We start from the raw sequence: 25122 nt of genomic DNA, 5'->3' as shown, positions 1-25122 counted from the left end.
CCATCGAGCGATTGCCCGAGCTGGGCGATCACCAGAGATTGAGCTTCAAAATGAGCGAAACTGTCGTGAATGGTCGGTCCCCGGGGTGAAATCGCTTTCGCCTTTCCTGATTGTTCAAGCGCAGCGTGTGTGAGCGATCAAACGGTAAAACATTGACAAGAAAGTCCATAAACTCAAAAACGTGCAAGAGATCAACAACCTCGCTCATGCCATGAGCGACACGTCGAAAGTTCTTCCATTCCCGCCGAAGTTATCGGCAGCAAATGCCATGATTAATCTGAACTTGTCGTGAATGTTGTTTTTGTGCGGGGAGCCCCTTCGTCAATGACCGGACAATCAGAGCCGAACTTCGGTCGAAACTGGCCTTACGGGCGATGCTGGCTGATGTTCTGGCTCGTATGGGCGTTGTTTTGCTGGCCGTGGCTCTCCGGTAGCGTCACCATTCCATGGGACGCCAAGGCCCATTTCTACCCCCAGCTCGTTTTTCTTGCTGAAGCGCTTCATAGCGGCCATAGCCCGTTTTGGGCCAACAACGTCTTTGCCGGTCATCCCCAGATCGCCGATCCGCAATCGCTGATTTTCTCGCCCCCTTTTCTCTTGCTGGCGCTCTTCAACTCCTCGCCATCGATGATCGCCGCCGATGCGGTGACCTTTGCCATGCTGGGTCTTGGCGCAATGGCGATCATTGTCATTTTTGCCGATCGGCGCTGGCACTGGGCGGGCGCGGTGATCGCTGCTCTCTGTTTTGCCTTTGGTGCCGCCGCCGCCTGGCGTGTCCAGCATATCGGGCAGATTCTCTCGCTTGTGTATTTGCCTATGGCCTTCGTGTGCCTCGATCGCGGCTTGCGCCGCCAACCGCTCGGCTATGGCCTGTGCGCCGGGGTCTTTGCCGGGCTGATGGTCCTGGGGCGCGATCAGGTCGCCTTGCTCGGCTGCTATTTGCTGGCGGCAAGCGTCCTGCGCCATTGGCTGGGCAGGCCGGATGCAATTGTCCGCAGCCTTCCGCCCCTGACGCTTGCCGCCATAGCCGGTGCGCTCATCACCGCCTTGCCACTCATCATGTCGGCGCTCTTTGCCGCCCAATCCAACCGGCCGGAGATCGATCTGGAAGGTGCAGGGCGCGGCTCGCTTCACCCCGCCCATTTTCTGACCCTATTCATCGCCGATCTTTACGGCTCCAGCGGACCGCAGGCGGAGGTCTGGGGGCCGCCGAGCTTCGTGTGGAACTGGACCGGCATCTTCCTCGCCCAGAACATGTTCGTCATGTATTGCGGCGCCTTGCCGATCCTGCTCATCCTCACCCGCGTGACGGCTTTATGGCGCCGCGACATCCGCCCCTTCACCATCGCCATGCTGTTTTTGCTCACCTATGCGTTGGGCTGGTACACGCCGCTTTTCGCCCTCTACTACAAGCTGATGCCGGGTGTGGCGTTGTATCGGCGCCCCGCCGATGCGCTGTTTCTGATCGGTGCTGGCACCGGAATTCTCGCTGGTTATGCGCTCCACCGCCTGCTGAGCGACAATCCCGCGCCGCGGCGGGCGATGATTGCGGTTGCGGCAATAGCGGCTCTGACAGCCCTTGGCGCTGGGTTGTGGCTGGCGCTGTCATTCAAGCAGTTTCCGCTCAAAGCGGGTGAGCCGCTGCTGACGGCCGCAATCTTCCTGGCGCTCGCCATCGCTGTCATTGCCGCAGCTGTCCTGTTGCACCGGCGCCATCAGCGCCCGCTTGCGCTTGCGGCGATTGCGGTGGTCGCAGGCGATCTTGTCTGGAACAATGGCGTCAATCCGTCGACCGGCCTGCCGCCTGCCAATTATGCCGTCCTTGATCCGCAAAGCGATGATCCGGTGATTGCCGCCTTGCGCGACGCGTTGAACAAGCGCGGCGAGCAGGGTGCTCAGGACCGCGTCGAACTGGTGGGCCTGGGCTTTCACTGGCCCAATGCGAGCCTCGTTCACGGGCTTGACCATACGCTTGGCTATAATCCGCTGCGCGATGGCATTTATTCATCTGCTGTGGGTGCTGATGACACGATCGGCCTGCCGGATCAGCGCAGATTTACGCCCCTTTTCCCCAGTTATGCGTCACGGCTGTCGGCGCTGCTGGGTTTGCGCTTCATCGTCAGCCCGCTGCCAATCGAGGCGGTCGACAAGGCGCTGCCTGAAGGAAAACTCTCGCTTATCGGCAGGCCGGGCGGGTCGTATCTCTATGAAAATCCGCAGACCTTGCCGCGGGTCTTTGTTACAACGGGCGCGGTCGCGGCTCCTGCAAAGACGCTGCTTGTCAGCGGTGTGTGGCCCAATGCCGATCCGCTGGAAACGGTTGTTCTTGAGCGTCTGCCGGGTGGCTTTTCCGGCCAGCCCGGCAAAGGGGAGGCGCGGCTCGTATCTTATGCCAATACCGACATCGTGATCGAGGCAACTGCGCCGGCCGGAGGCGGCTTCCTCGTGCTCAATGACGCCTTTCACCCCTGGTGGTTTGCCGATGTCGATGGCCGGAGCACGGAAATTCTGCGTGCCAATGTGGTGTTTCGTGCCGTCCGTATCCCGCATGGCCAGTCGCGTATCACGATGAGCTTTCGCCCGCTCTTGGGTGTGATCCGGGAATTGCGTCGCGCCATCCCCTGACACTCACCACACGAGATAGGGCATGGCGGCGCGCGTGGTCGCCGCCTCGTCGCCAAGCGCCTCATCAAGCTTGCGCTGATCAATGACATCACCGGCCATCAAGGCCTCGCGATGGAGGCCGCCGGCAATGAAGAGCGCATCGATGCCAGCCCGCGCCGCACCCGCCAGATCGGTGCGGACCGCATCGCCGATTGCCAGCACCTGGTCGCGTTTGACCGGACGGTTGCCGAGTTTTTCGGCCTCCTTGAAGGCCAGCTCATAGGCCGCAGGATAGGGTTTGCCTTCCCAGCACACCTTTCCGCCCATCTGCGCATAGAGCGCGGCAATCGCCCCCGCACACGGATAGAACCGGCCACCCACCTCGACGCTGAGATCGGGATTGGCGCAGATGAGGGGCAGATGCTTTGCTAACGCTGCCTCAAGCAGCTGTCTGTAATCGTCCGCTGTTTCGCGCGCATCATGAACGAGGCCGGTGACGACGAGCGCTTCGGCTGCGTCGAAGGCAACCAGTTTTTGCACCAGCCCTGCAAACAGCGGCAGGTCGCGCGACGGGCCGATATGGTGGATGGCGTTCAAACCCAGTTCCGCCATGCGCAGGCGCGTCAGATCACCTGACGAGACAATCGCGTCCCACGCCAGCCGGCTCACGCCCTTGCTGTCCAGTACGCCGGCAACCGCATCGCCTGGCAGCGGGGCATTCGATACAAGAATAACGCGCCCGCCACCGGCGCGGAAGCGCGGCAGGCAGGAATTGGCTCCGGGATAGGCGGTGCGCCCGTCATGCAGCACGCCCCAGACATCGCAGAACAGGACTTCGTAGCGGCTGATCAGCGCGCCCGCGCCGGTGAGAAGTTCGACCATGATGAGCGTCTCCTTCACTGCCTGTTACAGGCTCGGCCAGCCGGGTGCGAGGATAAATCCATTCACGATGGGTTCAGCCGTAACAACAGAGTTTGCCGGCGACATTGTTCATGGGGACATACGATGAGCTTGCATTTCTGGGATGCCTACTGGGGCCTGAGCGAAGAGCAATGCCCTTGCGATATCCATTTCACCCAGTGGCTGAAGGAAATCGGCGTAAAACACAGCACGCTTTATCATTTCGGCTCCGGCGGACATCATCACGTGGGTGTTGAATGCGCGCGCGACGGGCTTGGTAATGTCTGCCTGTCGATCACGGCTGCACCGCAGGAATATGATGATTACGTAAAACTTCTCATCGAAAATCCTGAAGTTTCAAAGCATTACGTCTGTTATTTCGGAGATATTTACACCCTCAATGCTCGCCTCTTGCCGCCACTTGATGTGGTAACCTTGTTCCATTTGCGCGAATTCCGTACCGAGAAGAATGATGCCTATGGCGCACTTACCGATCTTGAGGTCGGGCTTGAGCTTGCCAAGGTCACCCGGCCCGGTGGCTGGTTTTTGTTCTATACCGGCAGCTATGCGTGGAATTCGGCGGAAAAGGACGTTGCTGAACTGGTGTCGCGCGGCATCATCGAACCGGCAGGAAGCTATAAGACGCTCCTTCTCTACAAGCGCACCACCAAACCGGTCTGATCATCAAGCTCGTCTGGCTATGTTGCCAGAACCGCCTCGATACCGGCGGCGATCGCCAGCAGGCGCTTGTCATGGCCGTGGCGGGCAGTGAACATGATACCGACCGGTAGTCCGTCGGTCGGCGCTGGCAGCGATACCGAGCACAGATCGAAGAAATTGGCGATGATCGGATTGCGGATCAGTGCCAGGGTCTTCGGCATGAAGGCCTCGAGGCTCGCCAATACGTCCGCGATCAACGGCGCAACAATGGGCGAGGTTGGCATGACGAGCGCGTCGTAGGGTGCCAGCACCTCGTCGATCTCCTGCACCAGCGCGGCGCGCTCGCGGATCATGCCGAGATATTCGATGGCCGTAACGCCACGCCCGCGCTCGATGCGGCTTGCGACCACGGGATCCATATGTTCGCGCTCCTTGTCGATACGCTCGCGGTGAATATAGAGGGCTTCGATGGGCGAGAAGCCGGCGCGCGCCTGAACCGCCACCATCGCATCAAAAATCGGCAGCGGCTTTTCGATGATGTGCGCGCCAGCACCCGCGAGCCGCGCCAGCGCGCCTTCAAACGCGCTTGCCACATGTGGCTCGAGCCCCTCAAGCGTGAAGCCGCCCTTGGGGAGCAGCAACCGCAATCCGTTGACGGCCTGGGCATGCAAGGCGTGATGCGGCTCGCCTGACAGAACGCTGTCGGCGGCGTGGGCGTCGGCGACGGTTCGAGCGAGCGGCCCGGCCGAATCGAGCGTGAAGGAAAGCGGGAAAGCCCCTTTGAGCGATACCCGCTTCTGCGTCGGCTTGAATCCGACCAGACCATTGAGCGCAGCCGGCACGCGGATCGAACCGGCCGTATCCGAGCCAAGCGCGATCTCGGCCATGCCGTCGGTGAGCGAAATGGCAGCACCCGATGACGATCCGCCTGGCACGCGCGTGCGGTCATGCGCATTGCCCGGTGTGCCGAAATGCGGGTTGGTGCCCATGGCGTGGAAGGCAAATTCCGACAGGTTTGTCTTGCCGATGAGAACGGCGCCGCCTGCGCGCAATCGGGCAGCTGCGCCCGAATCAACGATCGCCGCTGGTGCGTTTTTCAATACCTTGGCGCCCGCCGTCGTCGGCTCACCTGCCATGTCAAACAGATCCTTGATCGACACGATCGTCCCGTCGAGCGGCCCCAGCGAGATACCGCGCTTGGTACGCTGATCGGCGGCGTCCGCTGCTTCGCGCGCACTTTCACTGAGTAATCGGATGAAAACGCGCTGGCCTTCGCCTTTTGGCTCGCCTGCCTTTGCCAAACAAGCTTCCAATCGCTCGCGCGCTTTCTTCATGTGCCTGCTCCAGTGCCGATGATCGCCGAAGTGTACCATCGCCGGTTGATCGCCTGTCCGTCAATCGACGACATGGACTTCACAAGCGCAAGCGAGGCTGATATACGCGCTCACTCAGACGAAATGAGCGCTCATTCCTCGGTAGCTCAGCGGTAGAGCAGCCGACTGTTAATCGGCTGGTCGCAAGTTCGAATCTTGCCCGGGGAGCCATTTTTCAAAAACGCGCCCCAAAACGCCTCCGGGCGCGTTTTCGTTTCAGGTCTCGAGAATCGTTTCCGCAAGCATGTCAAAGGGTTGGCGGAACCTGGCGACCACCTTCCCGCCCTCCCAAGTGCAATTCGATAGCAGGAAATTGAGCAAGCGGCGCCTTTCGCGCGGTTCCTGCTTGGCGAACAGTCTTTGGGCGTCTCGCGCCAGGCTCCGGCCGGACGTCGGCAACCTTATCTTCGGTTTCCGCCTCTCCAGGACGCGTTGAGGCGGCGACCAAAATTGCGCGTGCGGCTAGAGCATCCTCCCGCCAGGTGGATTGCGGCTGGCGGAAAAAGATGATGCGCAATCAAATGCCTAGAGCAATTTGCCGCGAATTCCTATGCACCTCATACCTATGGCCCTCGGAAATGACCAACAGGTCATTCCAAGGGCCGTAGGAATCAATCGGGTTGGAACCCGCTCTAGCGTCGATAAACCATGGGATCGGGCGAGACGGCACCCCTCACGATCAGGATTTTCGTCTGGTCACCCCGAATGCCAAAATCATTGTCATTGATGAGAACCATGGCGCCATCGGCAAGGAAGGCCACGCCTTCGATCTTCTCAGGCGCGGACTTAAAATCGCGCGCAGTATCAAAGCGCAGGGTCTTGCTGACAGGGACGAGGCCCAACTTGGCCAAATCATTCTCACCTTCCAGCGAGGGGCTTGTTTCCACCCTGTCCCACGCCGATCCAAGGATATTGGCGGCGCCTGCCAGTACGATCTCGTAAAGTTTGGTGGTTTTTTCCGTGCGCTCAAGGACAAGCAACCGATCTGGCCCCAAGGCGGTCAGCTCGGAAATGCGCGGGTCATTCTGTTTTTCGGAAGGGTCGAGAGCAAAGCTCCGCGGATCATCCAATTGATAGACCCATTCCCCGACAAGCTTGCCGGCGCGATGGTCGAACTTGAAAATCCGGGTGTTTTTTGCTTTCTCATAGGTAGCGGCATTCGGGTTGGCGAGCGGGTTCTGCAGGATGAAATAGATAAACTGCTCGTCAGGCGACAGGGCGATCGATTCAATCCCGCGATTTCCCTGCCGCTTCGACAGGACGGCCGGCAAGGCCCCGATAATCTCCGCCTCGGATCGCTGATAATCGCCAACCTGGTCTTCCGGCACGAAGCGGCGCAGGATCCGCCCATCTGAGGATAGTTGGGCAATGGATGGTCCCATCTCCTCGCCGATCCAGAAGCTGCCATCCGAGAGGCGAACGAGACCCTCAAGGTCGAGATTATCGGCATTGTCAGGCAAAACATTGCCGGACATATCCAGCCCCGTATCCTTCGTCGCCTTGGTTTGAGGGTTCAGCAGGCCAGAAATTGGCTTGCCGCTGCGCGTCTTGACCGGAATGGTCTCGATCACCCGAAATTGGTTCGCCACAAGATCCAGCTCAACCTTGTAGATGGAAGGGACATAGCCGGGCATGGGGTAAACCCGGCCATTGCGATGTTTCCGGCAAAGCTCGCCAATGTCCTTGGAAAGCAGATTGCCAGCCTCGCCGCAGGTCATATTGGGGCCGCGATCGCCCACGGTCCATAAGATGTTCGGCGGATCTTGCGGATGCCGGAAGGCGCCAGAGCCGATGCCGAGCGAATAGGCAAGGTTTCGCCCCCCCGGGGTTTGAATGACAGGCAACCTTTGCGCGGGATCAGCCTCGTTGAGCACCGTAACATCGAGCGCATGCGCCGCTGTGTGCCAAAGAACAATAGTCACCAAACCCAGACCAACGCGCTTCATGACCATGCCCCCCGAAAACCGCGCTTTTGCTCAAATCCGACTTGTGTGAACATGGTATGACGTGCGGGCTGGCTGTCACAAAAACGAAACCAGTCCTGCGCGGAAACGAATCCGAGCCGCCGTTGAAAGCGGCGTTGCGAGGGGCTTTCTTGGGGATGACCGACAGATCATTTCCGGGCGCCGTTAGAAGCTTAGTGACGGAAAAATTCTTCATTATCCGACGACGAGGCATAAAGGTGGACACTTCGCCGATGCGGGAATCCCCGCTCCTCGCTGGAGGACGGAAAAGGATCATTGCCTGGTGACAGGCGCAAGCGTGTCCACCTCTGGCAAAGGAATGATGGCCAAAGGATCTTTACCGAGCCTTGACCATGAACCCGATGGGCCCTGATTTGCCTCGCGCTTATAAAGGAAATCGAGATGTTTTCAGGGTTTCTTTCCGGGCCTTATCGGTTGCGCGGGAAGATTGCATGATCCTCGAAGCTCGCCTGCCCCTCAAGTTCTTGAGCCCGCGCGAGACAACTCTGCCTCGTGCGATGGCAGAAGCGGCCGGGTTTGTTGCGCAATCCACGCCGTTCCGGGCCTATGGGGAGATTGCCGACGAGGTCGCGCCCCTGGCCTGCACGCCGTTCCAAAGCCGGCACTGGCTTTCGGCATGGTTCGAGATCTTCGCCGCCGATCCCGCCATCGAGCCGTTTCTGGTGACATTGAAGGATCATCAAGGCACGATTCTGCTGGCGCTGCCGCTCATTCGCCGGCGCATCGGGCCGCTCCTCGTGCTTGAATCCCCGGATCTGGGCGTCTCCGATTATGCCGCCCCCATGCTCGATCCCGCCCGCCATGCCAGCCTGCCCGATCCCGCGACGCTCTGGCGGCTGCTGCGCGCCGCCTTGCCGCGCGCCGATCTCCTCCGCCTCGATCGGCTCTGCCCGATGGTTGGCAGCCTCAAAAACCCGTTTCACGCGCATCCTGCTGCACGGCAGAACCGGTTTTCCGGCTGGCTCCTTGAATTGCCCGCTACCGAGCAAGCCTACCAGAACGGCCTTGGCAAATCGCATCGTCAATCCGTGATCCGGCATCGCCGTCGTTTCGCCGATCTTGAGGGTGCCCGGGCCAGCGCGCCCGCCGATCTTGCCGCTGCGTATTCCGATCTTGCCTGCCTCGACCGGATGCAGGAAACCCGCATCGGCGAAATCGGCAAGCAATACCATTTGAATGAGCCCAACGTGGCCGCCTTCTATTCCCGCCTTGTCGAAACAGGGTTCCTTGGCCAAGAAACCCTGCTTTGCGGACTTTCGGTCGGAAGCGAAAAACTTGCCGTCAGCTTTGCTGTGCGCAACGGCGATTATCTCGTTTACCTGCGGCTCGCCAATGTCTTTGGGGAATGGACGCGATTTTCGCTTGGCACGATTGTCACCGATTACACGATCCGCACCGCGATCGGGCGCGGGATCCGTTTTTTCGATTTCGCAATGGGCGATTATGAATACAAGACGCGCTTTGGCGCCCGTCGCCTGCCACTTCACAATCTGCTGCTGCCACTTTCGCTGAAGGGCATGTCGGCTGCCGCCTTCTGGCATGCCCGCGAGCGGATTGCCACGAACGCGCTCTTGCGCCGATTGACCGGACGCCCCGCCGGGCCCGTTTCGGACGCATCCTAGAGCGTCCGTGCGGTGCGGAAACCGGTTTCGATTTTGCCTGAGCTAATCGAACGCGCCATGGACCATCATCTGAACCAAATGGCCGCAGGCGTCCCGGCCCATTTGTCAGGCGCGGTATTGCTCATCACTGACATGTTCAAGCCATTCAGCGGTTTTCCCGTTGAGTTTCTCCTGAACGGCGATATGGCTGACGGCTGTGGTTGGGGTCGCACCATGCCAGTGCTTTTCGCCGGGGGGAAACCATATGACGTCGCCGGCGCGGATCGTCTCAACCGGGCCGCCTTCGCGTTGTGTCCAGCCACAGCCAGCCGTCACGATCAGCGTCTGGCCGAGAGGGTGCGTGTGCCAGGCGGTCCGCGCCCCCGGCTCGAAGGTCACATGCGCCATCGCCACCCGCGCCGGTTCGGGCGGGCTGAACAGCGGGTCGATCCGAACATGGCCGCTGAAATAGTCAGCCGATGCTGTGCTGGAGGGCTGCGAGCCGCTGCGTTTGATCTCCATAGATTTCTCCCTGCCAGGGGGCCACCCCGCGGCGCTGATGGTAATGACGCCAAAAGATAGCGCCAAAACAGGATTTTTTCGCCTGAATCTTCGCTGCGGTGATTCAGATATTGAAATATGGACTATTTTCTTGACTTCTTACCCCGCCCCTGTCATAGGGCGTGCTGCACCGCAACAGGTGCGGTCGGGACAGTCGGCGTGACCGGGCAAGTTTAAAGCCCTAAGCCTTTCCCCACTCCTCGAAACTCATCGACAGCCCATGTCACGCGGGTGGTCTTCCCCCGCGCTTCTGCGCCCTTATTTCGAGGGCGCGGGGACGCATACTCGATTCGAAAGATACATCTTGACCCAATTCTCTGATTTCGGCCTCGCGGCGCCTCTTGAAAAGGCGCTCGCCAGCGAAGGCTATGTCACACCCACTCCGATCCAGGTGCAGGCGATCCCGCTGGTGATGGAAGGCGGCGATTTGCTCGGCATCGCCCAGACCGGCACCGGCAAGACGGCGGCTTTTGCGCTGCCGCTCCTGCATCGCCTGGCTAACAATCCGCGCCCGCGTATCCCTCGCTCCTGCCGCGCTCTGATTTTAAGCCCGACGCGCGAGCTTGCCGGCCAGATCGCCGAGAGCTGCAAGACCTATGGGCGCCATCTGCGCCTGTCGATCAACGTCGTTTTCGGCGGCGTCAGCCTCTACAGCCAGGAAAAGGCAATGGCGCACGGCGTCGACATCGTCGTTGCCACGCCCGGCCGCCTGCTTGATCTCATTGACCGGCGCGCGCTGACGATCAAGGACATCGAAGTGCTGGTGCTTGATGAAGCCGACCAGATGCTCGATCTGGGCTTCATTCATGCCCTTCGCCGCATCGTCAATCTCGTGCCAAAACAGCGCCAGAGCCTGTTCTTCTCGGCCACCATGCCAAAATCGATTGCTGAACTGGCGAGCGCCTTCCTCACCAATCCCAAGCGCGTCGAAGTGGCACCCGTTGCCACCACCGCCGAGCGCGTCGACCAGCATGTGGTCTTCGTCTCGGGCGGGCGCAAGCAGGCGCTGCTGGTGGAATTGCTGAAAGATCCGGCAATCACCCGCACCCTTGTCTTCACCCGCACCAAGCACGGCGCGGACAAGGTGGTGAAATCGCTTGAGAAGAGCAATATCAATGCCGCCGCCATCCATGGCAACAAGAACCAGAACCAGCGCGAGCGGGCCTTGAGCGATTTCAAGACCGGACGCTGCCGGGTGCTGGTTGCAACCGATATCGCCGCGCGCGGCATCGATATCGATGCGGTGAGCCATGTCTTCAATTACGAATTGCCGCATGTGCCAGAGCAATACGTGCATCGCATCGGCCGCACCGCGCGCGCCGGCGCTGCCGGTATCGCCATTTCCTTCTGCAATGGCGAGGAACGGCCTTTGCTGCGTGGCATCGAAAAGCTGATCCGCCAGCAGGTAACAGTGATGCCGATGCCGCCGGGCTTTGACGGCGGGCGGGAAGAAATCGTCGAGGAAGCGCCGCGCAAATCGCCCGGCCGCCCGTTCGGTGGACGTCCGCAGGGTCGTCCAGGTTTTGGACGCCCCGGCGGCGAGCGTCGGTTTGGCGAGGGGCGTCCGCAAGGCGGGCGTCATGTCGACCATCGCGGCGGCGAAGGCAGCAGCCCGGAAGATCGCCAGCGCGATGAGCGGTCATCGGAGGAGCGTATCCGCCACAGCGGTCGCGATCAGGAGACGCGGCCCCGCGATGCTCGGGCCCCCACCCCATGGTCGCCTGATCTCCATCGCGGCGAGGGACATGCAGCCAAGCCGCGTCGCCCCGAATACCGCCCCCGCGAGCAGGGTGCTCCCGATCCACGTCGCGGCGAGCAAGCATCAGACCATCGTCCAGCTGGCGAACGCGGCGCTGAACCGCGCCCTCACGGTCACCGCCCTCGCACTGCCCGCCCTCATGGCGAGCGTGCAGGGGGCGAGCGGGCCGCTGGTGGCGAGCGGGTGGGCTGGCTCGACAAGAGCGGCACAGCCAAGCGTCCGCGCCCGGCGCGCTGAGAGCTATGTTGGGGCGCACCTGCCGCAGCCCAGCATGAAAATATGAAGGATTGAAACGACATCGCCCGCGCTGTGAACGTGTTTTCACAGCGCGGGTATCTTTTTTGACAACCCGGGGCAAACGCCGGAGACGGCGCGCGCTGATCTTTGCAGATCAGCTGGTGGACAGCACGAGTTGCAGTAGATTCGTAACCTCAGGAACGTATGTCAAACCGCTGAAAACGTTCTCGTTCCAAGATGATTCACCCTCTCCGCCTGACCGCGAAAACGTCGGTGTGGCCGACTTTCCACGTCCCGTGTTCAAGCCGGTAATCAAGCCAGCGTTCGACGACGTCATTGTCGATCTCACTGCCCGCCGTCACGGCTTCGGCAAAGCCTTGAGCCAGCGCGATTGCCAGCGTGTCGGAAACGTCAAGCTCCCACGGGCTATCCCCCAGCAGCACGCGATATCCGGCCTTCTGTAACGCATTGCCAAAGACCTCGGCAGCCTTCGGGCCAATCGCTGGACCAAATCCCTTGTCGCGCAGCATATCCTTATGAAAGGCAGCCAGCATGTCGTAATCATCAGGATGAGGCGGATCGAACCGGTCACGGCCATCGTAAATGAGTGGCGTGAAGACGGCGACACCCCTTTTGGCGATGGCGGCCGTAAAGCCATCGATCCAGCTTTGCGAGCACAGATCGAGGAAGGCCGCAGCCGTGATCAGGTCAACCTTGTCGGGAACAACCTCCTCCATTCCCTTTGCCAGATCGGCGGCAACCAGGTGAACGTTGATCGTGCGTTCGCCCTTGATCAGTGTGAGTGACTGGTTGCCTGCTGGCGCCGCGATGACTTCGTCGGCCCAGCGGATCAATTGGTCACGCGCGCTTTCCAGCAGCAGCGGATCGTAATCCACCATGTGCCAGCTCTGGTGCTTGGGCAGAAGCTGATAGGTCCCGCGCAGGTTTGAGCCGGCACCGCAGCCCAGATCGAGTATGGTGATATCACCGCGCGCTGCGAACTGTGCCGTAACCGCGTCCGCGACATTGCCGGCGCGTGCCGCATGGTCGGCTGGTTCGCGTAAAAGGAGCCAGTCCGGCGAAAATCCGCTCATCGGGCAACCCCTTTCAGGACGTTGACGATCATTGTCGCGCACTGAGCCCAACTAGGCAGATCGGAGGCTCTTTGCCAAGCTGCTTCCGCTTTGGCGGTTCGCAATTGCCGATCAACCATCAGGCTGTGAAGGGCGCCGGCGAACGCCGCAACATCCCCTGGCGGCACTTTGAGGCTGGCATCATCAGGCACGGTTGAGTCCAGTGCTCCCCCGGTCGTCGAGACAATCGGCAAACCGCGCGCGAGCGCTTCCGTTACCACCATGCCATAGCCTTCAAACAGGGAGGCCATGACGAAGAGATCAGCTTTATCATAGCAGGCTGCCAACGCCTCGGCATCAATCCGCCCCGCAAGTCGGATGTGGGCGCCAAGATCGTGACGCTGGACGATGGCTTCGATTTTTTGCGCTTCGCTGGTGTCCAGAACCGGGCCGACGATTGTCAGGTGCCAGTTTTGCAAGGGCAGGCTGGCCAGCGCTTCAACCAGCAAGGGGTAAGCTTTGCGTGGCGATATGGCGCCAACCGCGAGAAGCGACAGGCGATGATCGCCCGAGCCCCGCGCCCGCGCCCCGCGGGCTACTCCCGGTTCGGCGATGGTGATCTTGCTGTCCGGCACGCCATATTCTTCCACCAACAGGTTCGCCGTCGCCCGGCTGACCGCGATCACCCGCTGTGCCGAGGCGAGTGCCAGTCTTTCGCTTGTGAGCAGAATGGCGCGGCGCCATTCCGGCAAGCCTGTTTCGTAGGCGAGAGGATGGTGGACGAGCGCAACCAGGGGAGAGTGGATGGCTTCGATCGTCGCGCTGTCGAAGGCGCCGAGCGCCAGACCGTCGATGAGAAGGGGAAGCCCTCGTGGCAAGGCTGCCAGAATCCGTGCTGTCTGCTGGCGCTCCTTGTCGCTTGGATCAGGGTAGCCGCCGGGCAGAGGGCAATGAGTGAGCGTGAAGTCACGGCCCGCACACTCAGCCATCACCTGCCGGTCATAGGCATAGCCGCCGGTTGCAGCCGAAAGATCGCCTGGGACGGCGAAAAATGAGTGGCTCAAGCAGGGCTGCCTTCATAAGACGCGCGCGCCAGGTCGGTCTCGACCAGTGTCACGCGGATCTTTGCAAGGCCACTCGCATCCTTGCCGAGTGCACCATTTTTGACGGCATCCGCCATACGATCAAAAATATAGCGGCACAGGAATTCAGTCGTCGTCAGCACACCCTTGAATTGCGGTAGCGCATCGAGGTTCTGATAGGCGAGCGGCTTCAGCGTCTGTGACAGGACGGTGAGTGCGGCGCCGATATCAACGACGACGTTTTCCGCCGTCAGCTTCTCACGAAAAAACGCCACGTCGACGATAAAGGTCGCGCCGTGCATGTTCTGCGCGGGCCCGAAGAACGGGTTGGGCAGGGAATGGGCGATCATGATGCGATCGCGGACTTCGACTGAGTACATGGTAGCTCCACTATCCGGCTTTCGGCGCCTCGCTATAGCCGATCACAGCGGTAAGTCCAGTTGCTTGAGCAGCAAAGAGAGCGGGGCAGGCGGCGGGCATGTCGTGGAAGGCGATGTCCTGATCAAGCAGACGGTCAAGTGCCGGGTCCCGCAGGAGCTCAAGCGCCTTGGCGAGCCGGCGCCCATGGCTCCAGCGGGCGCGGACCGCCGGTGCCACATGACCTACCTGGGAGGATATGAGGCGCAGGCGGCGCACATGAAAGGCTCCACCCAGCGCCGCCGCCACCTGTTTTTCTCCGTACCATGACATTTCGACAATCGTCGCCTCATGGGCGCAGGCTAAGAGTGCGGCGGCAAGACCGGAGGGGTGGGCGCTGGTGTGGAAGACAAGATCGGCGCTGTCATCGAGTGCGTCAGGATGGCAGAATCGGGCGCCAAAGGCCTCGGCATGTGCTTTGCGCTGCGTGAGGACGTCAGCAACCGTCACGTCCGCGCCCGGTAATCTGGCACACAGATAGGCAACGAGGAGGCCGACGATACCAGCCCCCACCACGACAATCCGCTGGCCGGGCAGAGCTTCGCCGTCCCACAGCGCGTTGAGCGCCGTTTCCATATTGGCCGCGAGCACGGCGCGCCGTGGCGGCAATCCTGCAGGCAGCGCGGTCAGCCATGATAGCGGCGCAACAAACCAGTCCTGATGCGGATGAAGGGCAAAGACATGTCGCCCTCTGATATCGGCAGGTCCCTCCATCACCTCGCCGACGGCGGCATAGCCATATTTAACCGGAAAGGGGAAATCACCGGCCTGCAGCGGTGCGCGCATGCGCTGCCACTCGCTTTGCGGCACCTGACCGGTGAATACAAGACGCTCGGTGCCGCGCGAGACCAGGCTGAAAAGGCTGCGCACCAGCGCATGGCCATCGCCTGGCGCCGCCAGCGGCTCAGAGCGCAATTCGGCGTGCCCCGGCACGACATACCATAGCGCCGAAGCTGCAGATGGCATACATCGACCGTTCATGACGTTGCCGTTAGCACCTGCTGCCACCTTCCTGTCCTTCCTCTGACCCTGGTCGCCCACATGAACTTGCGCCCCGACCCTTCTCCTTTCGCCAATAGTCCGGTTGCTGCCATTCCGTCCAGTGTGAGCCGTGAATTAAGCGATTTGAACCGCCGCCGTATTCTCATGCTGACGCTGAACGTGGTGACCTGGCTTGCCATGAACGCGGTCGCCATCCGGGTGCTCGGCGCCGATGGTTTCTCGCTGGCGACCGTGCTGGTTCTGCTGGCCTTCGCCATCGCCACGCCATGGACGGTTCTGGGCTTCTGGAACGCTGTCGTTGGTCTGTGGCTTCTGCATGGTGTCGACAATGGCAAGGAACGGGTCGCCCCTTACGCGACAAGCGGTGATGGCTATGAAAGGCTGTCGATCCGCACCGCCATCCTCATGACATTGCGCAATGAGGACCCGTCACGGGCGATTGCGCGGCTGAAGACCGTTCGAGCCTCGCTTGATGCCACCAGCGAGGGCAAGGCGTTCGATTATTTCCTTCTCTCTGACACCAGTGATCCCGGTGTTGCGATGGCGGAAGAACAGGGCGTGGCCGCCTGGCAGGCGGAGCTGGGCCTCGATCATCGTATCGTTTATCGCCGGCGCGTGGACAATGCCGGCTTCAAGGCCGGCAACGTCCGTGATTTTTGCGAGCGTTGGGGCGCTAATTACGAATTGATGCTGCCGCTTGACGCGGACAGCCTGATGGCAGGCTCGACCATCGTGCGCCATGTGCGGATGATGCAGGCGTCTCCCCGGCTCGGCATCCTCCAGAGCCTGGTTGTCGGCATGCCCTCGCGGAGTTTCTTTGCCCGTATCTTCCAGTTTGGCATGCGCCATGGCATGCGCTCCTACACGATGGGGCAGGCCTGGTGGACGGGCGAATGCGGGCCCTTCTGGGGCCATAATGCGCTGGTGCGGATCAAGCCCTTCACCGAGAGCTGTCATTTGCCGGTGCTGCCTGGCGGGCCGCCTCTGGGCGGGCCGGTGATGTCGCATGATCAGGTTGAGGCCACGCTCATGCGTCGTGCCGGCTATGAGGTGCGCGTACTGCCTGAAGAGCAGGGAAGCTGGGAGGAAAACCCGCCGACCATCTTCGAATTCTCGCGCCGCGATCTGCGCTGGTGCCTCGGTAATCTGCAATATCTGCGGCTCCTCGACCTGCCGGGTCTGAAACCGATGAGCCGCTTTCAGCTGGTGTGGGCGATCCTCATGTTCATCGGCGTTCCCGCCTGGACGCTGATCATCGCCCTGTCACCGGTTCTTGCTTTCGAGCGTGCCGGCAGCGCCGTTTTTCCCGCCGGGCTGGCGATAGGTCTGCATCTGACGTTTTTCACCATGTACCTGATGCCAAAGCTTGCCGGGCTTGCCGATATCGCGCTCACCAAAGGGGGCACGAAGCGCTATGGTGGCACGGGCAATTTTGCGCTGAGCGCGCTGACCGAGATTGTCTTTTCGTTTCTGCTTGGCGCTGTCACCACGTTTCGCATCACGCTGTTCATGCTCTCGCTCCTGGTCTCGCGCGATAAGCCGGCCTGGGGTGGCCAGTCGCGCGATGCACATCGCCTGACATGGGGCGAGGCTGTTACGGCGCTGTGGCCGCAGACACTGTTTGGTATCGTCATTCTCGGCGCGCTCTTTGCCATTCATCCGACCGTCGCCCTGTGGTCGCTGCCGCTGACGCTGGGCTTTCTGACCGCCGTTCCCTTTGCGGTGCTGACGTCGCTGCCTGAACTGGGTGCGTGGTCAAAGCGCATCGGCCTGTGCGGTATCCCGGAGGATTTCGCCACGCCGGCCGAGATCGCGAAGTTCGTCTGATGCCATCGCCCAGCGATCAACGTGCCGATCGCATCGCCGCCCTTGTCGGCCTGGCGCGCTCGGTTGTCACCTATCATGGGGCGCCCGAACGCTCGGCAGCGATGGATGCGCTTTACGCCGGTTTCATCAAGCCGGGCGACCTTGCCTTTGATATCGGCAGCCATGTTGGTGACCGTATAGCCGCCTTCAGACGTCTTGGCGCGCGCGTGGTGGCGGTTGAACCTCAGCCCGGCCCGGCATCAATCATCGAGCAGATTTTTGCCGGCGACCGCGATGTCACCTTGTTGCGCGGTGCGCTTGGCGCCAAGGCGGGCAAACTGGTGATGAAGATCAACACGCGCAACCCGACCGTCTCGACGGCTTCGCGGGATTTTGTGGCCGCTGCTGATGGTGCTGCCGGCTGGGAGGGGCAGATCTGGGACAGCGAGATCGAAGTACCCGTCACGACGCTCGATGCCCTGCTGGCGCGCCATGGCAGGCCGGCCTTTGCCAAGATCGATGTCGAAGGGTTCGAAGCCGATGTGCTGGCGGGCCTGTCCTCGCCGCTGCCGGCACTCTCCTTCGAGTTCACCACCATCCAGCGCGATGTTGCCTTTGCCTGCCTGGCGCGGCTTGCAGCCCTCGGGCCCTATCGCTTCAACCTGGCGCTGGGCGAAAGCCAGAAAATGGCGCTGGGCGCGCCCGTGAGCGCTGATGACATGGCGCGCCATATCACCTCATTGCCGCACGAGGCCAACAGCGGCGACGTCTATGCGTTGCTGGAGCGATAAGGATTATTCGATGCGCCTGCTGCATTTATTCGTGCTTGCCTCCATGTCAGGGCAGATCATGTTTCTGTCGCCGGTTATCGCAAGCGATATCCCGGTGCGGGTCAACAACAAGACCGAGCCGACATTGTGCGCGGAAAAGGACAACGTCACGATCGAACTGGCCTCTCCCCGACTGCGCTCGTTTCGCATCGATGCCCGCCATCCCAACTATATCGGCGGCCTGTCGGTCGATCGCTCCTCTGCCGATTGGCACAATTGCACGGGCTTTCCTGCCGATCCCGAATATGCGTTCACGCCGCGCCGCGTCACGCTTTACGAAACCGCCAGCTGGCAGATCGTCGGCTACACCTTTGCCAAATTCTGGCGGGTGAATTCTCCACCAATCACCGTCGGGACGCAGGTCTTTCGCGATATTCACCTCATCCAGGTATGGACGCGGGTCGATGATCGCGCCGAAGAGATTCTGGTGCTTTATCCTGGCGATGGCTACTGGCGCGCCCGCCCTCTGCCGCCCAAGCATCTGGCGTGGAGCGCCTATGGCTCGTCTTTTCTGGTGGGGCCTGTCGAAGTGCAGGGACGGCCGATTGTCGATATCTCGGCGTTGCGTATCGACCCGGAAAATCTCACCTTTCACATGAACTTTATGCGCGGAGGCACCGGCTGGCTGCGCCTCAGCTATCTCGACCGTGACATCATCTCGCTTGATGCATCGCTTGAAAAAGCAGTGCCGGGTGAGGGCGTGTTCGCTGCTCTGCGCTCCATGTATGTGAGTGATATCAACAATGACGCGGCGCGTATTGGCTGGCGCGAGCCGGGAGCCGAGGTCTGGCGCGAAGGCGGCATGCTCGACGTCAAGCAGGTCAATGCCGCCGAAGTGTGGATCGGACGCACCGTTCATTCGCGCCACAACACCTCGGCACCCGATATGATCTTTGGCGATTTTCGCGATGATGGTAGTGCGCGCGGCAGCGGCCCTGCCAAGCCCACAGCGAATTAGCCGGCAGTCCGGGCGGGCGAAGGAAGAGAGCGATGGAGAGAGCGTGTGCTGTGCCAATGCTTCTGCTGGCGTTGCTGACATCGATTGCGGTGAACGCCCAGCCGGTTGATCACGGGCTCCTCGCCCACGAGCGGGCGCGCCAGCAGCAGGTACAAGGGCTTGTCGTTCCGCCACCGGCTACGATCACCGCACCGACCCCGGCACAGCCGCGTGTCGATGCGGGGGCGCTATATCATCAACAGGTGGTGAAGCAGCAGGCGCGTGGCAAGGCCCCCCAGCCAACCACTGTCAAACCGAATTAGGTTTTGCGCCTGTTCGTAACAACTTGGCCCGCATCCGTGATTTCTATCAGGCAGGCGAGGACAAGATTGTTTTCCGCAAAGCGCTGATGGCGCGCTGACGATATAAGAATTATCACGAGACGGTGCTGGCATGGCGCCCGGTGACGTCTATGCTGCACCGTCTCCTTGCAATGGACCATCCATGTTCGATTTTGACCCCTATGCGCCCGAAACAGATTCCGATCCGTTCCCCGCCTACAAGCGGCTGCGCGACGAATTCCCCTGTTACTGGAGCGATAAAGCACAGATGTTTGTTCTGTCGCGTTATGCTGACATCGCCAGCGCGCTCAGTGACTGGCAGATATTTTCATCCTCGCAAGGCAATCTGATGGACGAATTGCCGGGGCGGGCGGGGTCGACGCTGGGCTCGACCGATCCGCCGCGCCATGATCGTTTGCGCGCGCTCGTCCAGGCGGCGTTCACCAAACGCAGCGTCGACCAGCTGCAAGCGCCGACGACGGCGATTGCCAAAGCCGCCATCGATGAGCTGCGGGCGGCAAAAGGTGGCGATTTCATCAACGTCTTCTCAAGCCGTATCACGGTTGGAACATTGTTCCAGCTCATGGGGCTTCCGGAGGAAGATCACGCCATCATCCGCAACCGTGTCGTCACCATGATCCAGACCGATCCGGTGACGCGGCGCAAGGAGGCGCGACATGTCCAGGCTTTCCAGGACATGGTGGACTATATCCGTTTGCAGGTTGCCGAGCGTCGGCAATCGCCGCGCGAGGATCTGATCTCCCGGCTGATCGCCGCCGAAGTCGATGGCGATCGCCTTGCCGAAGCTGAGATCGTCATGACATCGATGACGCTGGTGATGGCCGGCGTCGAATCGCTGTCAAGCTTCATGACCATGTTTGCGCTCAACCTCGCAACCTTCCCCGCCGCGCGGCGCCGTCTGGTGGGCGAACCGCAGCTCATGGGGCAGGCGATCGAGGAATCGTTGCGCTACAACACGTCCGCGCAACGCTTCCGTCGCGTCCTGCTTGAGGACAAGATCGTCCACGGCGTCGAGATGAAGGCAGGGCAGTTTGTCTGCCTTGCCTATGGCGCCGGCAATCGCGACGAGCGCAAATATGTGAACCCGGACGTCTACGACATCGCGCGCTATCCGCGTGATCATCTGGGCTTTGGCGGCGGCGTGCATATTTGTCTTGGCACGCTGATGGCGCGCCTCGTCACCCGCACCGCCATGCAGGAATTTCTAAAAGGCATTCCCGACTATGAGGTGGATGTGAAAGGGCTCGCCTGGAACCCTTCCACCACATTTCGTGCGCCACTGGCGATGCAAATCGCCCTTGGCTGAGGATCGCCTCAAGGGATCAGGATGCTGGGCCCTGTGGTTTTCCGGCCCGCCAGATCCTTGTGGGCCTGCGCTGCTTGAGCCAGTTTGTATTCCTTGGGTTTCTGCACCTTGAACATGCCCGTCTCGTAGGCCTTGAAGACCTCCTTGGCGTTTGCCACCAGATCGGCCCGCGTCAGCACGTAGTTGAACAGGCTCGGGCGTGTCACGAACAGGGATTTTGGACCAAGCGCGGCCAGCACAAAGGGGGCTGGCTGACCTGAGGCTGCACCAAAGCACACCAGATGTCCGCGCGTATCAAGGCATTCCATCGATTTGAGGAAAGTGTCCTTGCCGACGCCATCATAAACGACCTGCACGCCCTTGCCCTTGGTGATCAGCATCACCTTCTTCACGAAATCCTCTTTCGTGTAGTTGATCGGGAAGGCACAGCCATTCTTTTTGGCAAGCGCCATCTTGGCCGGCGAGGAGGTCGTGCCGATCACCTTGGCGCCCAGCGCCTTGGCCCACTGGCAGAGCAGCAGGCCCATGCCACCGGCCGCCGCATGCACGAGGACGAAATCGCCTTTCTGGACCTTATAGGTCTGGCGCAACAGATAGCGTGCCGTCATGCCCTTCAGCATCAGCGTCGCGGCGATTTTGTCGGGAACGGATTTTGGCAACTTGATCAGACGATCCGCCTTGTAAAGGCATTTCTCCGCATATGAGCCCGGAGGACCGCCCGTATGTCCGACACGCTCGCCGATCTTGAAATCACTGACACCTTTGCCGATGGCCTCAACCACGCCCACCGCCTCCATCCCGATGCCGTGAGGCATGGTGAGCGGGTAGGCGCCGCTGCGGTGATAGATATCGATGAAGTTGACACCGATTGCGGTGTGGCGCACCAGCACTTCGCCAGCCTTCGGCGCGCCGAGAACGACCTCCTCAAGCTTCATCTGATCGGCGGCGCCGGGTTTTTGTATGCGAATGGCCTTGACCATAATTCGTCTCGCTTTCCGCAGGGTGGTGCCTGCTTGTTCGTTTGATCGCGCGACCAGACCTCGCGCATCGCCTGAGTTGACAGCCGCTGACGGCGAATGAAAAGCCCTCGGCAGGTAAAACGATGAAGGTTATTGTGGGTAACCGCTGAAATGGGCTTGCTTCTTGCGGCAAATCACCGTGGCGCCGACCAGCCAGCGTGATCAACACCCCTTTCCAAACGAATCGCAGGCTTTAAAGTGACGTGGCAAAAGGAGATTGACATGTCAGGTTTCGGAGTGGCCCAGCCGGTGCGTCGTGTTGAAGATCAGCGCTTCATCCGCGGCGAGGGACGTTACACCGACGACATCATTCTGCCGCGTCAGGCCTATGCTTATCTCCTGCGCTCACCACATGCCCATGCCCGGATCAAGGCGATTGATGTTGCCGCCGCCCGCGCTCTTCCTGGCGTTCTGGGTGTTCATCTGCTGGACGATGTCGAGGCGGCAGGACTGAAACGCATTCGCTGCGATGTGCCGATGGATAATCGTGACGGCACGAGGCGCGCCAATCCAACGCGTACCCTGCTTGCCGGCGACACGGTGCGCCATGTCGGCGATCCGGTCGCGCTCATCGTTGCGGATAGCCTCGCGATCGCGCGGGAAGCCGCTGAGGCGGTGAGCATCGATTATGCGCCATTGCCTGCCGTCAGCACCATGCAGGCAGCTGCCCGTGAGGACGCGGCACTGGTATGGTCCGATGCTCCCGCCAATCGCTGCTTTGACTGGGAGATCGGTGACAAGGCACAATCCGACGCGCTCTTCGCCAGAGCTGCCAGGATCGTCTCGGTCGAGGTCGACAATAATCGTGTGGTCGTTGCCTCCATGGAGGGGCGGGCGTGTAACGCCGAATTCGTCAAAGGTCGTTTCCGTATTCATGCCGGTACGCAAGGTTCGCACTGGCTGCGCAATGCGCTGGCACCTGTCATCGGCGTGAGGAACGAGGATGTCCAGGTGCTGACGCCCGATGTCGGCGGTGGCTTTGGCATGAAGATCTTTGTCTATGCCGAATATGCCCTGTGTGCCTTCGCCGCCCGGCTGCATGGCCGGCCGGTAAAATGGACGGCTGAGCGCGGCGAGGCGTTTTTGTCGGATACGGGCGGGCGTTCGCAGATCATGCGCGCGCGCCTTGCTGTCGACGAGGCTGGTCATTTCCTGGCACTCGATGTCCACAACACCGCCGAGATGGGCGCTTATCTCTCGCCCTTTTCAGTCTTCATCCCGACGATGGCCGGCACCAAGGTGCTGCCCTCCGTCTACCGTTTCCAGTCGGTCTATGCTCGTGTCGAGGGCCTCTTCACCAACACTCCCGCCATTGACGCCTATCGTGGCGCCGGGCGGCCTGAATCAAACTATCTCGTGGAGCGTCTGGTTGATCGGGCTGCCGACGAACTGGGCATCGACCGCATCGTCCTGCGCAAACGCAATATGGTGAAATCCGCTGAGATGCCGTGGAAGGCCGCGCTGGGGTCGGTCTACGATTCGGGTGATTTCGCCGGCACCATGCAGATCGCGCTGGATGCCATCGACTGGAAGGGAGCCGCCGGGCGCAAGCGCCTGGCCCGCAAGCAAGGGCTGCGGCGCGGCATCGGTATCGGCTATTATCTTGAGGCAACGGGCGGTGATCCGAGCGAACGCGCGGAAATCCGTTTCGCCGCCGACGGCCATGTCGATGTGCTGGTTGGAACTCAGTCGACCGGGCAGGGGCATGAGACGGCCTACACCCAGCTCATTGCTGATCGCCTCGGGATCGAGCCTGCCCATGTGCGCATCGTGCAAGGCGATAGCGACCGAATGAAATCGGGCGGCGGCACTGGTGGCGCCCGCTCGCTCTATTCTGAGGGCAGCGCCATTCATGCCGCCGCGCAGCTTGTGGTCGACAAGGGCCGCAGCGCTGCCGCCGAAATGCTTGAGGCGGCCGCCAGCGATGTTGAATTTCGTGATGGCAATTTCACCATCATCGGCACTGACCGGCGCATCGGGCTGATGACGCTTGCCGCTGAGCTGCGCCGGCGCGGACGGGACCCGGCGGCCGTTCTGGATGGCGCTGTTGAATGTCCGGTGCCTGCCCATACCTTCCCCAATGGCTGTCATGCAGCCGAGATCGAGCTTGATCCGGCAACCGGTGTCGTGCGTGTCGTATCTTACGCTGTTGCCGACGACATGGGCACAATCGTCAACCCGATGATCGTCGCCGGCCAGATCCATGGCGGCGTGGCGCAGGGCATCGGCCAGGCGCTGATGGAGCGCACCGTTTTCGACGAGAGCGGACAAATGCTGTCGGCAAGTTTCATGGATTATGCGCTGCCGCGTGCTGGCGACCTGCCTGACATTCACGTCAAGCTCCACGAGGTCGCCTGCACCACGAACCCGCTCGGCGTCAAAGGCGCCGGCGAGGCGGGCGCGGTTGGCTCGTGCCCGGCGGTCATGAATGCGCTGCAGGACGCGCTGAGTGAATGGGGTGTCAGTGTCGATATGCCGGCAACGCCCGAGCGCGTGTGGCGGGCAATCCACTCTAAGCCGAGGGGTTAGACCCCGTTGGCCTTGAACCAGGCTTTCAGCCGGTCGAATCCATCCCTGGCGTTCGCCTCGCGATAGCTCGCGCGGTAATCGGCGTGGAAGCCATGCGGCGTATCGGGGTAGATGACGATCTCGGTCTTCTTTCCGGCTGCCTTTAGAGCTGCTTCCATCTTCTTCACATCCTCGACAGGGATGCCCGCATCAGCCGCGCCGTAAAGTCCAAGCACGGGCGCTCTGATATCGCCGACGATGTCGATGGGGTGTTGAGGCGTCTGCTCGCTCTTTGCCGCAGTGATACGGCCATACCACGCAACGCCTGCTTTCAGGGCTGGATTATGGGCGCTGTACAGCCACACAACACGCCCTCCCCAGCAAAAGCCGGTGATACCCAGCCGCTCGCTCAGCGCCCCTTCACCTTTGGCGAAAGCAACGGTGCTGTCGATGTCGCTCATCACCTGCCTGTCGGTGATCCTGGGAAGGATCTGCGCCACGATGGTGGCCCCGTCCGGCAGTTTGGCCGGATCGCCAGCACGGAAATAAAGCTCGGGTGCAATCGCGTAATAGCCAAGTTTGGCCAGCCGGCGGCAGACATCCTTGATGTGCTCGTGCACGCCGAAGATTTCCTGAACGACGACGACAACCGGCGCTGCAACACTCGCTGCCGGATGCGCACGGTAGGCGGGAATCCGTCCATCGCTCGTTGCCATCTCGACCATGCCGGCGGTCAGGCCGCTGGTATCGGTGATGATGGTCTCAGCCGAAACGGGCTGGACAGCCAGAGCAAAACCACTTGCCAGGCTCGCGGTCAGGAAAGTGCGGCGGCCATCATCGCGCGGCTGTTCCACCCAGGCGTTCGCAGGCACATCATGTCGGCTGTCATCCATGGCGCTTCTCTTTCGTGGTCATGAAGGTTGTCAGGCGATCATAGCGTGGCAGCGGCGCACTGCCTAGCACGCATAATACGCGTTTTCGCGTAGGTATCGGGTGGTTTACTTAACGTCCAAAAAGGCGCTTTTCTATGGGCTGGTGAAAGACCAGCCGCCACCCAGCGGTGACATTCTTTGGCCACAGGCCCGATGCGGGTCGAGGGC

Annotated in this window: 20 protein-coding genes and 1 tRNA gene; 11 read left to right on the top strand and 10 right to left on the bottom strand. The window is 61.1% G+C overall.

What is annotated here, in order from left to right:
* The first annotated feature begins 324 nt into the window (after positions 1–324).
* Positions 325–2625 carry a hypothetical protein gene (locus ACINK1_RS04185; protein WP_376800461.1) on the top strand — a complete coding sequence of 767 codons (2301 nt, stop codon included), beginning with the start codon at positions 325–327 and terminating at the stop codon, positions 2623–2625.
* Positions 2626–2628: 3 nt separating this feature from the next.
* Here ACINK1_RS04185 and ACINK1_RS04180 read toward each other — a convergent pair whose 3' ends face one another.
* Entirely contained in the window at positions 2629–3486 is an 858-nt protein-coding gene (locus ACINK1_RS04180) for a TIGR01459 family HAD-type hydrolase (protein ID WP_376800460.1), read from the bottom strand.
* A 123-nt stretch (positions 3487–3609) separates the two neighbouring features.
* On the opposite strand from ACINK1_RS04180, the gene ACINK1_RS04175 reads away from it, so the two are divergent.
* Positions 3610–4185, top strand: coding sequence for a hypothetical protein (locus tag ACINK1_RS04175; protein ID WP_376800459.1), 576 nt, complete (start codon positions 3610–3612; stop codon positions 4183–4185).
* Positions 4186–4202: 17 nt separating this feature from the next.
* On the opposite strand, the gene ACINK1_RS04170 is transcribed toward ACINK1_RS04175, so the two are convergent.
* On the bottom strand, positions 4203–5498 hold the full coding sequence (locus tag ACINK1_RS04170; RefSeq protein ID WP_376800458.1) for an amidase: 1296 nt from the start codon (positions 5496–5498) through the stop codon (positions 4203–4205).
* A 135-nt stretch (positions 5499–5633) separates the two neighbouring features.
* Between ACINK1_RS04170 and ACINK1_RS04165 the strand changes: the two genes are divergently transcribed.
* A tRNA-Asn gene (locus ACINK1_RS04165) sits at positions 5634–5708 on the top strand.
* Between the two features lie 461 nt (positions 5709–6169).
* On the opposite strand, the gene ACINK1_RS04160 is transcribed toward ACINK1_RS04165, so the two are convergent.
* Positions 6170–7459: an esterase-like activity of phytase family protein gene (locus ACINK1_RS04160; protein WP_376800457.1), complete on the bottom strand. Its 1290-nt coding sequence runs from the start codon at positions 7457–7459 to the stop codon at positions 6170–6172.
* Between the two features lie 494 nt (positions 7460–7953).
* On the opposite strand from ACINK1_RS04160, the gene ACINK1_RS04155 reads away from it, so the two are divergent.
* Complete coding sequence (locus tag ACINK1_RS04155; RefSeq protein ID WP_376800456.1) at positions 7954–9144, top strand: GNAT family N-acetyltransferase; 1191 nt, start codon at positions 7954–7956, stop codon at positions 9142–9144.
* Positions 9145–9249: 105 nt separating this feature from the next.
* Here ACINK1_RS04155 and ACINK1_RS04150 read toward each other — a convergent pair whose 3' ends face one another.
* Positions 9250–9645, bottom strand: a complete 396-nt coding sequence (locus tag ACINK1_RS04150; RefSeq protein ID WP_376800455.1) for a cupin domain-containing protein — start codon at positions 9643–9645, stop codon at positions 9250–9252.
* A gap of 343 nt (positions 9646–9988) precedes the next feature.
* On the opposite strand from ACINK1_RS04150, the gene ACINK1_RS04145 reads away from it, so the two are divergent.
* A complete protein-coding gene (locus ACINK1_RS04145; RefSeq protein ID WP_376800454.1) occupies positions 9989–11680 on the top strand; it encodes a DEAD/DEAH box helicase in 1692 nt (563 codons plus the stop codon).
* Between the two features lie 242 nt (positions 11681–11922).
* Here ACINK1_RS04145 and ACINK1_RS04140 read toward each other — a convergent pair whose 3' ends face one another.
* Genes ACINK1_RS04140 through ACINK1_RS04125 form a run of 4 tightly spaced genes read right to left on the bottom strand, consistent with a single transcriptional unit; the run spans position 11923 to position 15218 of the window.
* Positions 11923–12774 carry a class I SAM-dependent methyltransferase gene (locus ACINK1_RS04140; protein ID WP_376800453.1) on the bottom strand — a complete coding sequence of 284 codons (852 nt, stop codon included), beginning with the start codon at positions 12772–12774 and terminating at the stop codon, positions 11923–11925.
* Complete coding sequence (locus ACINK1_RS04135) at positions 12771–13817, bottom strand: glycosyltransferase family 4 protein (RefSeq protein WP_376800452.1); 1047 nt, start codon at positions 13815–13817, stop codon at positions 12771–12773. The genes ACINK1_RS04140 and ACINK1_RS04135 overlap by 4 nt, the downstream gene beginning before the upstream one ends.
* Positions 13814–14215: a 6-carboxytetrahydropterin synthase gene (locus tag ACINK1_RS04130; RefSeq protein ID WP_376800451.1), complete on the bottom strand. Its 402-nt coding sequence runs from the start codon at positions 14213–14215 to the stop codon at positions 13814–13816. Before ACINK1_RS04130 ends, ACINK1_RS04135 begins: the two co-directional genes overlap by 4 nt.
* 10 nt (positions 14216–14225) lie before the next feature.
* Positions 14226–15218, bottom strand: coding sequence for a zinc-binding alcohol dehydrogenase (locus ACINK1_RS04125; protein ID WP_376800450.1), 993 nt, complete (start codon positions 15216–15218; stop codon positions 14226–14228).
* Between the two features lie 75 nt (positions 15219–15293).
* On the opposite strand from ACINK1_RS04125, the gene mdoH reads away from it, so the two are divergent.
* From mdoH to ACINK1_RS04100, 5 genes are all read left to right on the top strand, one after another.
* On the top strand, positions 15294–17081 hold the full coding sequence (mdoH, locus tag ACINK1_RS04120) for a glucans biosynthesis glucosyltransferase MdoH (RefSeq protein ID WP_376800449.1): 1788 nt from the start codon (positions 15294–15296) through the stop codon (positions 17079–17081).
* Positions 17081–17851, top strand: a complete 771-nt coding sequence (locus ACINK1_RS04115; RefSeq protein WP_376800448.1) for an FkbM family methyltransferase — start codon at positions 17081–17083, stop codon at positions 17849–17851. The genes mdoH and ACINK1_RS04115 overlap by 1 nt, the downstream gene beginning before the upstream one ends.
* 10 nt (positions 17852–17861) lie before the next feature.
* On the top strand, positions 17862–18848 hold the full coding sequence (locus ACINK1_RS04110) for a hypothetical protein (RefSeq protein WP_395759988.1): 987 nt from the start codon (positions 17862–17864) through the stop codon (positions 18846–18848).
* Between the two features lie 32 nt (positions 18849–18880).
* Positions 18881–19150, top strand: coding sequence for a hypothetical protein (locus ACINK1_RS04105; protein WP_395759987.1), 270 nt, complete (start codon positions 18881–18883; stop codon positions 19148–19150).
* Positions 19151–19331: 181 nt separating this feature from the next.
* Entirely contained in the window at positions 19332–20495 is a 1164-nt protein-coding gene (locus tag ACINK1_RS04100; protein ID WP_395759986.1) for a cytochrome P450, read from the top strand.
* 8 nt (positions 20496–20503) lie between these two features.
* Here the strand turns inward: ACINK1_RS04100 and ACINK1_RS04095 are convergent, their stop codons facing one another.
* Positions 20504–21475 (bottom strand): quinone oxidoreductase family protein, encoded by a 972-nt coding sequence (locus ACINK1_RS04095; RefSeq protein WP_395759985.1) that lies wholly within the window; start codon positions 21473–21475, stop codon positions 20504–20506.
* Between the two features lie 261 nt (positions 21476–21736).
* Here ACINK1_RS04095 and ACINK1_RS04090 point away from each other — a divergent pair, with 261 nt between their 5' ends.
* On the top strand, positions 21737–24043 hold the full coding sequence (locus ACINK1_RS04090; protein WP_395759984.1) for a xanthine dehydrogenase family protein molybdopterin-binding subunit: 2307 nt from the start codon (positions 21737–21739) through the stop codon (positions 24041–24043).
* On the opposite strand, the gene ACINK1_RS04085 is transcribed toward ACINK1_RS04090, so the two are convergent.
* On the bottom strand, positions 24040–24915 hold the full coding sequence (locus ACINK1_RS04085) for a dienelactone hydrolase family protein (protein ID WP_395759983.1): 876 nt from the start codon (positions 24913–24915) through the stop codon (positions 24040–24042). The genes ACINK1_RS04090 and ACINK1_RS04085 overlap by 4 nt on opposite strands.
* Positions 24916–25122 lie beyond the last annotated feature (207 nt).

This window comes from Raskinella chloraquaticus (SeqCode), assembly GCF_021731865.1.
Lineage (GTDB): Bacteria > Pseudomonadota > Alphaproteobacteria > Rhizobiales > UBA4765 > Raskinella > Raskinella chloraquaticus.
Note: the sequence above shows the minus strand (reverse complement) of the source record. Positions and strands in the feature narration are given on the sequence as shown.

What these genes read in the sequence shown, in the direction of transcription:
- ACINK1_RS04095 (WP_395759985.1), bottom strand. Translation starts at nt 21,475, where the DNA reads ATGGTCAAGGCCATTCGCATACAAAAACCCGGCGCCGCCGATCAGATG.
- ACINK1_RS04180 (WP_376800460.1), bottom strand. Translation starts at nt 3,486, where the DNA reads ATGGTCGAACTTCTCACCGGCGCGGGCGCGCTGATCAGCCGCTACGAA.
- ACINK1_RS04140 (WP_376800453.1), bottom strand. Translation starts at nt 12,774, where the DNA reads ATGAGCGGATTTTCGCCGGACTGGCTCCTTTTACGCGAACCAGCCGAC.
- mdoH (WP_376800449.1), top strand. Translation starts at nt 15,294, where the DNA reads ATGAACTTGCGCCCCGACCCTTCTCCTTTCGCCAATAGTCCGGTTGCT.
- ACINK1_RS04150 (WP_376800455.1), bottom strand. Translation starts at nt 9,645, where the DNA reads ATGGAGATCAAACGCAGCGGCTCGCAGCCCTCCAGCACAGCATCGGCT.
- ACINK1_RS04170 (WP_376800458.1), bottom strand. Translation starts at nt 5,498, where the DNA reads ATGAAGAAAGCGCGCGAGCGATTGGAAGCTTGTTTGGCAAAGGCAGGC.
- ACINK1_RS04125 (WP_376800450.1), bottom strand. Translation starts at nt 15,218, where the DNA reads ATGCCATCTGCAGCTTCGGCGCTATGGTATGTCGTGCCGGGGCACGCC.
- ACINK1_RS04105 (WP_395759987.1), top strand. Translation starts at nt 18,881, where the DNA reads ATGGAGAGAGCGTGTGCTGTGCCAATGCTTCTGCTGGCGTTGCTGACA.
- ACINK1_RS04130 (WP_376800451.1), bottom strand. Translation starts at nt 14,215, where the DNA reads ATGTACTCAGTCGAAGTCCGCGATCGCATCATGATCGCCCATTCCCTG.
- ACINK1_RS04085 (WP_395759983.1), bottom strand. Translation starts at nt 24,915, where the DNA reads ATGGATGACAGCCGACATGATGTGCCTGCGAACGCCTGGGTGGAACAG.
- ACINK1_RS04155 (WP_376800456.1), top strand. Translation starts at nt 7,954, where the DNA reads ATGATCCTCGAAGCTCGCCTGCCCCTCAAGTTCTTGAGCCCGCGCGAG.
- ACINK1_RS04100 (WP_395759986.1), top strand. Translation starts at nt 19,332, where the DNA reads ATGTTCGATTTTGACCCCTATGCGCCCGAAACAGATTCCGATCCGTTC.
- ACINK1_RS04115 (WP_376800448.1), top strand. Translation starts at nt 17,081, where the DNA reads ATGCCATCGCCCAGCGATCAACGTGCCGATCGCATCGCCGCCCTTGTC.
- ACINK1_RS04110 (WP_395759988.1), top strand. Translation starts at nt 17,862, where the DNA reads ATGCGCCTGCTGCATTTATTCGTGCTTGCCTCCATGTCAGGGCAGATC.
- ACINK1_RS04185 (WP_376800461.1), top strand. Translation starts at nt 325, where the DNA reads ATGACCGGACAATCAGAGCCGAACTTCGGTCGAAACTGGCCTTACGGG.
- ACINK1_RS04175 (WP_376800459.1), top strand. Translation starts at nt 3,610, where the DNA reads ATGAGCTTGCATTTCTGGGATGCCTACTGGGGCCTGAGCGAAGAGCAA.
- ACINK1_RS04090 (WP_395759984.1), top strand. Translation starts at nt 21,737, where the DNA reads ATGTCAGGTTTCGGAGTGGCCCAGCCGGTGCGTCGTGTTGAAGATCAG.